Consider the following 7,907-nt stretch of genomic DNA (forward strand, 5'->3'; position numbering starts at 1 on the left):
GGTAGGCCGGTCGGGTCCTAGGCATCTTGAATCTCCTCATTCAGTAGCAAACTATCCGAAAGTGGACATCTGTCTACCGAACCGAAGCAAGATCAGAGAACCCTTGAGGAGGTGCCCGTGTTCTTTTTCTACAACAGCCGTTGGGGCTGTGTGGGGTCCCTGCTGGTCTCGGCCGCTTTGACCTTGCTGGTGTTGTTCCTGCTGGGCTGGATCTGACCCGCTCTTGAGGCCCCGACGACGTCGCTCAAGCGGTGTCGATGCGGCGTTGGATGCCGTCCAGCAAGGTCTCCAGTCCGAACCGCAGTGTCTCCCAGGCCTCGCGTTCCAGGTAGGGCTCGGTGGGGTCCTCGTTGTCGAAGGCGCCCTGGGCGGTCATCAACGTCAGGGTCGGAAAGCGCTCGGCGAAGTCGGGCGCCAACTCCTCCAGCTGTTCGGAGCGGGCGTACCACCACTCGTCCTCGGGTACCCCGGTCACCGCTTGGGCCTGGCGGGCCTCGGCGGCGGTGCGGACCATGCCGCGAACCAGGTTGAGCAGGCTTCCGAAGGTGCTGCTGATGGCCTTGGGTGCCATTCCGGCCGTGTGCAACAGGGTGGCCAGCGATTCGAAGAGTCGGTACTCGTTGGGGCCCAGGACGGGGCGGGCCTGGGAGACCTCCAGGGTCCAGGGGTGGCGCAGGTAGAAGTCCCACAGCAGGCCCACCCAGGTTCGGGTGCTCTCGCGCCAGCCCTGGTCGAGGGTGGCCGCCTGTGACTCCTGCTCGACCTCATCGGCCAACTCGGCGAAGGCCTGGTCGTACATCAGGTCGATGAGCTCGTTCTTGCTGGCCACGTAGGTGTAGAGCGACATCGCGGTGCGGCCCAGTCGCTCGCCCACCGCGCGCATGGACAGCGCCTGCAGCCCTAGGGTGTCGGCGATGTCGATGGCGGTGCGCACGACCAGGTCCACGTTCAGTTCCGGTTTGGGGCCGGGGGCGGTGCGCTCGCCCTGCTCGTGTTCGCGCCACAGCAGTGCCATGGAACGGCGCGGGTCGCCCTGGCCGGCGTAGACCACCACTTGCGTCTCCTTAGGGAATAAACTAATGTGCTTCGGCTGTTAGTTTAGCGCATAAGGAATCGTTGGAACGCGGGCACCAGGGGAGCAGCTTGACCTTCGAACAGAACACAGCGGCCGACGCCCACGACACCATCCAGGTGCGTGGGGCCAGGGAGAACAACCTCGACAACGTCTCGGTGGACATCCCCAAGAGGAGACTGAGCGTCTTCACCGGGCTGTCCGGTTCGGGGAAGTCCTCGCTGGTCTTCGGTACCATCGCCGCCGAGTCCCAGCGGCTCATCAACGAGACCTACACCGCCTTCTTGCAGTCGTTCATGCCCAGCACCGGCCGACCCGACGTGGACTCCCTGCGCAACCTCAGCGCGGCCATCATCGTCGACCAGGAACGCATGGGAGCCAACTCGCGCTCGACCGTGGGAACGGCCACCGACGCCCACGCCATGCTGCGTATCGTCTACAGCCGGGCGGGCACCCCGCGCCTGGAACCCTCCAGCGTGTTCAGCTTCAACAACGCCGAGGGCATGTGCCTCGAATGTGAGGGGCTGGGGCGTACCGACCAGATCGAGCTGGAGGAACTCTACGACCGCGAACTCTCCCTGAACGAGGGCGCCATCACCGTCCCCGGTTACACGGTGGACAGCTGGTACTGGCAGGTGTTCGTGCACTCGGGGTTGCTGGACGCCGACAAACGCCTGGACGACTACACCGGCCAGGAGTGGAACACCTTCCTGTACGGACCCCTGACCAAGGTCAAGGTCGGCAAGAACTCCTTCTCCTACGAGGGCCTGGTCCCCAAGATCAAGCGGACCTACCTGGCCAAGGACCGCGACAAGATGCAACCGGCCCTGCGCGCCTTCGTGGAACGGGCCGTGGTCACCTCCACCTGCCCCGAGTGCGCCGGCACCAGGCTCAACGCCACCGCCCGCGAGGTCAAGGTGGCCGGGCGCACCATCACCGAGTGCGCCTCGATGCAGATCGACGACCTGGCCGCGTTCGTGCGCACCATCGACGACCCGGCCGTCAAACCGTTGGTGGACACCCTGGCCCACACCCTGGAGTCCCTGGTGGAGGTGGGGCTCGGCTACCTGAGTCTGGACCGGGAGTCGGGCACCCTGTCCGGAGGTGAGGCCCAAAGGGTCAAGATGGTCCGCCACCTGGGCTCCAGCCTCAGCGACATCACCTACGTCTTCGACGAGCCCACCGTGGGACTGCACCCGCACGACATCGAGCGGATGAACAACCTGCTCTTGGGGCTGCGCGACAAGGGCAACACGGTACTGGTGGTCGAGCACAAACCGGAGACCATCGCCATCGCCGACCACGTGGTGGACCTGGGCCCGGGCGCCGGTCCGCGCGGCGGCTCGGTGACCTACACCGGTGACGTGGCCGGGCTGCGCGCCTCGGGCACCCTCACCGGTCGTCACCTGGACCACCGGATTCGTCTCAAGGACGAGGTGCGCACCGCCACCGGGCACCTGCCCATCCGCGACGCGAACACCCACAACCTGCGGGATGTGTCCGTGGACGTGCCCCTGGGCGTGCTCACCGTGGTCACCGGGGTGGCCGGATCGGGAAAGAGTTCGCTCATCCACGGCGCGCTGCCCGCACACGAGGGCGTGGTGGTGGTCGACCAGTCGGCGATCCGAGGATCGCGCCGCTCCAACCCGGCCACCTACACCGGGCTGCTCGACCCGATCCGTACCGCCTTCGCCCGCGCCAACCAGGTCAAGGCCTCCCTGTTCAGCGCCAACTCCGAGGGGGCCTGCCCCGAATGCAAGGGCGCCGGGGTCATCTACACCGACCTGGCGATGATGGCCGGGGTGGCCTCCACCTGCGAGAAGTGTCAGGGGCGCCGGTTCAAGGACGAGGTGCTCCAGTACACGTTGCGCGGCAAGGACATCAGCCAGGTCCTGGCCATGTCGGTGGAGACCGCACGTGAGTTCTTCACCTCCGGTAACGCCCGCACCATCTTGGACCGGCTGCACGACGTCGGGCTGGGCTACCTGGGTCTGGGGCAGCCGTTGACCACCCTGTCGGGCGGTGAGCGTCAGCGGTTGAAGCTGGCGATCTCCATGGCCAAGCAGGGGGCGGTGTACGTGCTGGACGAGCCCACCACCGGGCTGCACCTGGCGGACGTGGACCGGTTGTTGGCGCTGCTGGACCGGCTGGTCCAGGACGGGAACACGGTGGTGGTGATCGAACACCACCAGGCGGTCATGGCGCACGCCGACCACATCATCGACCTGGGCCCGGGTGCGGGGCACGACGGTGGACGGGTCGTGTTCGAGGGTTCTCCGGAGCGGTTGGTGGACCAAGGCCAGACCCTGACCGCCCATCACCTGCGCGCCTACCTGCAACGTTAGCGGCCGGGTAACGGACGGGCCCGCCCCGAAGACCATGGTTCGCGGGGGCGGGCCCGTGCCCTTCGGTCAGCCCTCCAGAAGCTTCTTGAGGTCGCCCAGCCAGCGGCGCCAGTCGCCCTTCCACGCCGCGGCGCGCTCGGGGCCGCCGATGCGGGTGTGCTCGATGCCCACCAGGGACTTGCCCTGGCCCTTGGCCTGGAAGGTGGCGGCGATACGGGTGTCCTCGGGCAGGTCGGCGGTGAAGCGCTTGCCCGCCTTGGCGGTCCGCTCGTGAGCCACCACCCCCAGCCACTCCTGGCGCAGGGTGGGGTCGGCGAAGGCCTCGAACAGCCGCTCCACGGGCACATCGACGGTCTTGCTCGCGCTGGTGGCGAACCCGTCCTTCTTCTGCCCGGGTACGCGCAGGCCACGTTCCTGCTCGTAGGCGACCGTGACGGTCTGGGCGTACCAGTCCTGCACGCCGTGCTCTTGGACCAGGTGGGCGGCGATATCGGTGTGGGTGCGCGTGGTGGCCTGCCAGGAGTCCAACAGGGCGAACCACTCGTCGTAGCCGCGCCCGGTCGCCTGAGCCACCTTGTCGTCGGAGACCCGCCGGCGGATGGTGGCCGCACCGGTTCCGGTGGTGGTATCGGCGGTGGGCGCGGGGATTTCGGGTGCGGGGAGCAGATGGGCCCGAGCGGCGGTGTAGCTCTCGCCGGTCTTGTCCATCCGGGCGCGTACCCGCTGCTTGAAGGACTTGTTGCTGGTCATGACGGCTCCTGGCGGTCCGCGACGGCACCCACGCTCCCATCGCCCCGCCGGAAGGGTCGTCTTCGACCGGCCTCCCGAGAACTCCCAGGTCCCCTTTGCCTCCGCGAGGCCGACGGCGTGGGCGCCGGGGCCGGAGGTTGGGCGCGGGATCGCGCCACTTCCAAGTTACTGCGCTGAAGTGTTGGGCGCCACCCCTGGTCAGTGGGGGCGGTCGTAGACCAGGGTGTGCCGCCAGAACAGGCCGCGGTGGACGCGGGCCCCGGGCAGGTGACGGGCGGCCACGGCACGGATCCGGGCCAGGGTGTGCGGCGGTTCGGCGGTGGGCGCGCGCATGTGCGGTAGCGCGGCGGTGGCCGCCTTGGGGTGCTTGCACAGGCCGATCAGCGGGTTGAGCACCGCGGAGACCAGCCCGGTGACCAGGTCGGCGACGCCCTGTTCGCGGTGGTGGCCGACCACCACCAGGCGGCCTCCCGGGGCCAGGGCCTTCCGGAGCTGGGGGAGTGTCTGCTCCAAGGGCAGGTGGTGCAGGACCGCCACCAGGGTGATGGCATCCCACCGGGTGGTGGGGTCGCGCCGCTCCCATCCGGCCTGGAGGATGGTCACGCCCGGGGTGCGTGCGAAGCGTTCACGAGCGAGCGCGGCGGTGTCGGGGTCGGGTTCCAGGCCGCTGACCTCGGGAACCCGCCCGTGCAATCGCTCGATCAGGTTGCCGGTGCCGCACCCCACGTCCAGCACGCGGGTGGCGCCCGAGGCCACCACTCGACGCACCACCCAGGGCCCGTACCAGTCGTTGTGGCTCCACGGATGGCGCGCGTTGAACCGGGCCATGCGGTCGAGCAGCGACATACCGGTCACGATAGCGGCCCCTCAACCCCTCAAGAGCGTGGTCAGGCCCAGGCCGAGCCAGGCCGCGCCCAAGCCCAGGAACAGGTGGGCCGCGACGAAGACCAAAGCGCGCCGCCGGGCGCCGGTGCGCGCCAGCCGCACGGTCTCGTGGGCGAAGGTGGAGTAGGTGGTCAACGCCCCGCAGAACCCGGTGCCCAGGAGTGCCAGTGCCTCGGGAGGCAGGGGCAGGCCCAGGAGCGAACCCAGGAGGAGGCTGCCGACCACGTTCACCATCAAGGTGCCCCACGGGAAGGCCCGACCCAGGCGGCGTTGGAGGGTCAGGTCCACCAGGAAACGCGTGGGGGCGCCCACGGCCGCGCCCAGGGCCACCATCAGAGCGCTCACGGGTTCCTCCCGGCGCTGTGGGTGAGCAGTCGGTGGGCCAGTGCGGAGGCGGCCCAGGCCGCGGTGAGCGCACCGATCAGGGTCAGGGACAGGTAGGCCAGCGCCACCTGCGGGGCGCCTCGTTCCAGGGCGGTGACCACGTCCGCGGCATAGGCGGAGAAGGTGGTGTATCCGCCAAGGAAGCCCACGCCCCAGAACGGGCGCACGTAGCGGCTGTGGAGCCACCGGTGCGCGATCAGTTCCATCAGCAGGCCGATGAGCAGGCTGCCGGTGACGTTGACGGCCAGGATCGTCCAGGACACCCCCGAGGCGGCGGGCGGCCACAGGGTGTCCAGGCCGTGGCGGGTCAGCGCGCCCAAGGCCCCGCCGAGGGCGACGAAGGCGAGCACGGACCGAAGGCGGGCCGGCGCGGGTGGGGTCATGGCTCCCATCCTCCACCCGGAGAGCACCTGATGGCGTCGGCGGACCCCGAGATCCGTGGCTCCTGCCCGAGCCGGGGGCGAGGGTCCGCTTCAGGGATGGGATCAGGGCTATCCCCGATGGTCTTCCGGCCGCCCGGGTAGGATTCTGGCCATGCGGTCAAAAAACGAGCCAGACGGTCAGAAGCGGTCCTTCATCGAGGAGGCCCGCAGGGCACAGATCATCGACGCGGCGGTGCGCACCATCGCCGAGGTCGGTTACCCGAACGCCTCCCTGGCTCGGATCGCACGGACGGCGCAGGTGAGCAAAGGCGTCATCTCCTACCACTTCGACGGCAAGGACGAGCTGATGGACCAGGTGGTGATAAGCGTCTACACCCAGATCGGGGAGGAGGTCGCGCCCCGGGTCCTGGCCGAGCAGAACATGGAACGTGCGCTGCGCACCCACGTGCGCGGCGTGGCCGAGTACGCGCTGGCCCATCGCGAGCGCATGACGGCACTGTCCCAGATCTTCCGGCACTTCCGTGACGCCCAGGGCGCCCCCCGCTTCGATGGGTCCCAACCCGAGGCGATCTACCAACCCATGGAAGAGCTCTACCGAGCCGGGCAGCGGAGCGGGGAGTTTCGCGAGTTCGACGTGCGGGTGATGGCGATCAGCCAACAGGCGACCATCGACGCCATGTTCGAGTACTGGCGGACACACCCCGACCACGACCTGCTCGCGCACGCCGACGAACTGGGCGAACTCCTGGTCCGTGCGATTCGAGCCCCATGACCGTCACACCATAGTGACGAGGTCCCCATGGCACAGAACATCAGCCCATCCACCACCGGGGCGGCCGATCGGCCGTCCCGCCCCCGACTGTTCTACGTCGATCACCTCAGGGTGGTCCTGACGGTCCTGGTCGTGTTGCACCACGCGGCCATCACCTACGGCAACATCCCGGTGTGGTACCTGACGGAGCCGGCCCAAGACCCCTCCGGGGTGGCGCTGGATCTGTTCGTGCTCTTCAACCAGACGTTCTTCATGGGGATGTTCTTCCTCATCGCCGGGTACTTCGTGCCGGGTTCGATCGATCGGCGTGGGCGGCGCGGGTTCATGCGCGAACGCCTGGTCCGGTTGGGCGTTCCCCTGCTGCTGTTCCTGGTTTTGTTGCGGCCCTTGGCCATGATCCCGGCGTTCGGACAGGTGTTGGCCGCTGAACCCGACCTTCCGCTGTGGCTGCTGTACCTGCTCACCATCGACCCGGGCCCGATGTGGTTCGTAGAGGTGCTGTTGGTGATGAGCCTGGTCTATGTGCTGGTGCGCGGTGTGCGTGAGCGTCGCTCCCGGCCCGCCCCGGTCGTGGCGCAGGTTCGGGAGCGAGGGCCGGTGCGCTGGCTGGTCCCGGTTCTGGTGTTCGCGGTGGGGCTGGCCCTGGCCACCTTCGCCTGGCGGTGGGCCTTCCCCGCGCCGTACTGGCCGGTGGTGGGGTTGCCCAGCCCCGGTTACCTGCCCCAGTACGTGGCCATGTTCACCGTGGGCGCGCTCGCCTACCGGGGTGACTGGTTGCACCGGTTGCCGGACCGGGCCGGGGTGGTCGGCGGGATCGCCGCGGCGGTGTCACTGCCCGTCATGGTCGTGTTCGTGACCGCTGCCCCGGGCACCGGTGCGTCCTTGGTGCATCTGGTGGCGGAGAACCTGTTCTCGGTGGGTTTGGTGCTGGCGCTGCTGGTCTTCTTCCGTCGGTTCCTGGCCCGGGACAACCGTGTGTGGCGGTTCCTGGGTGAGAACGCCTTCGCCGTGTACGTGCTGCACGCGGTGGTGCTGGTGTTGGTGGGCATGGCCCTGGGTGACTGGCAGGCCCCGGCGGTGGTCAAGTTCGCCGGCCTGGCCGCGTTGAGCGTGCCACTGACCTGGGCGTTGGCCGCCGGTGTGCGGGCCATCCCGGGGGTCGATCGGATGCTGTGAACGTGACTCCTCCCACCGCTGAAGCGGTGGGCTTCTCCTGCCACCACTCAGGCAACAGGAAGGACCAGCCCGGCCCTGATACCAACGTTGACCGCTCCCACCCGATCGGCGTGCTCTGTGTAGCCGCACTGGACACAACG

Annotated in this window: 8 protein-coding genes; 3 read left to right on the forward strand and 5 right to left on the reverse strand. The window is 68.5% G+C overall.

The annotated features are described in order from the left end of the window. Positions 1-244: 244 nt before the first annotated feature. The gene (locus ACWGKS_RS29355) at positions 245-1,054 is read right to left on the reverse strand and encodes a TetR/AcrR family transcriptional regulator (RefSeq protein WP_358516202.1); all 810 of its coding nucleotides are present in this window, start codon (positions 1,052-1,054) and stop codon (positions 245-247) included. 62 nt (positions 1,055-1,116) lie between these two features. Here ACWGKS_RS29355 and ACWGKS_RS29360 point away from each other — a divergent pair, with 62 nt between their 5' ends. After that, positions 1,117-3,417 (forward strand): ATP-binding cassette domain-containing protein, encoded by a 2,301-nt coding sequence (locus tag ACWGKS_RS29360; protein WP_452456825.1) that lies wholly within the window; start codon positions 1,117-1,119, stop codon positions 3,415-3,417. Positions 3,418-3,483: 66 nt separating this feature from the next. On the opposite strand, the gene ACWGKS_RS29365 is transcribed toward ACWGKS_RS29360, so the two are convergent. The 4 genes from ACWGKS_RS29365 to ACWGKS_RS29380 form a co-directional block, all read right to left on the reverse strand. Next, complete coding sequence (locus ACWGKS_RS29365; RefSeq protein ID WP_358516196.1) at positions 3,484-4,167, reverse strand: DUF4287 domain-containing protein; 684 nt, start codon at positions 4,165-4,167, stop codon at positions 3,484-3,486. Positions 4,168-4,365: 198 nt separating this feature from the next. Beyond that, entirely contained in the window at positions 4,366-5,013 is a 648-nt protein-coding gene (locus ACWGKS_RS29370; RefSeq protein ID WP_358516193.1) for a class I SAM-dependent methyltransferase, read from the reverse strand. Positions 5,014-5,034: 21 nt separating this feature from the next. Beyond that, positions 5,035-5,397, reverse strand: coding sequence for a fluoride efflux transporter FluC (locus ACWGKS_RS29375; protein ID WP_358516190.1), 363 nt, complete (start codon positions 5,395-5,397; stop codon positions 5,035-5,037). Then, positions 5,394-5,819 carry a fluoride efflux transporter FluC gene (locus tag ACWGKS_RS29380; RefSeq protein WP_358516187.1) on the reverse strand — a complete coding sequence of 142 codons (426 nt, stop codon included), beginning with the start codon at positions 5,817-5,819 and terminating at the stop codon, positions 5,394-5,396. The genes ACWGKS_RS29375 and ACWGKS_RS29380 overlap by 4 nt, the downstream gene beginning before the upstream one ends. A 151-nt stretch (positions 5,820-5,970) precedes the next feature. Here ACWGKS_RS29380 and ACWGKS_RS29385 point away from each other — a divergent pair, with 151 nt between their 5' ends. Then, entirely contained in the window at positions 5,971-6,591 is a 621-nt protein-coding gene (locus ACWGKS_RS29385) for a TetR/AcrR family transcriptional regulator (RefSeq protein ID WP_358516184.1), read from the forward strand. Positions 6,592-6,618: 27 nt separating this feature from the next. Continuing rightward, on the forward strand, positions 6,619-7,767 hold the full coding sequence (locus tag ACWGKS_RS29390; RefSeq protein WP_358516181.1) for an acyltransferase family protein: 1,149 nt from the start codon (positions 6,619-6,621) through the stop codon (positions 7,765-7,767). The last annotated feature ends 140 nt before the right edge of the window (positions 7,768-7,907 follow it).

It is taken from the genome of Nocardiopsis sp. NPDC055879, from assembly GCF_053615935.1.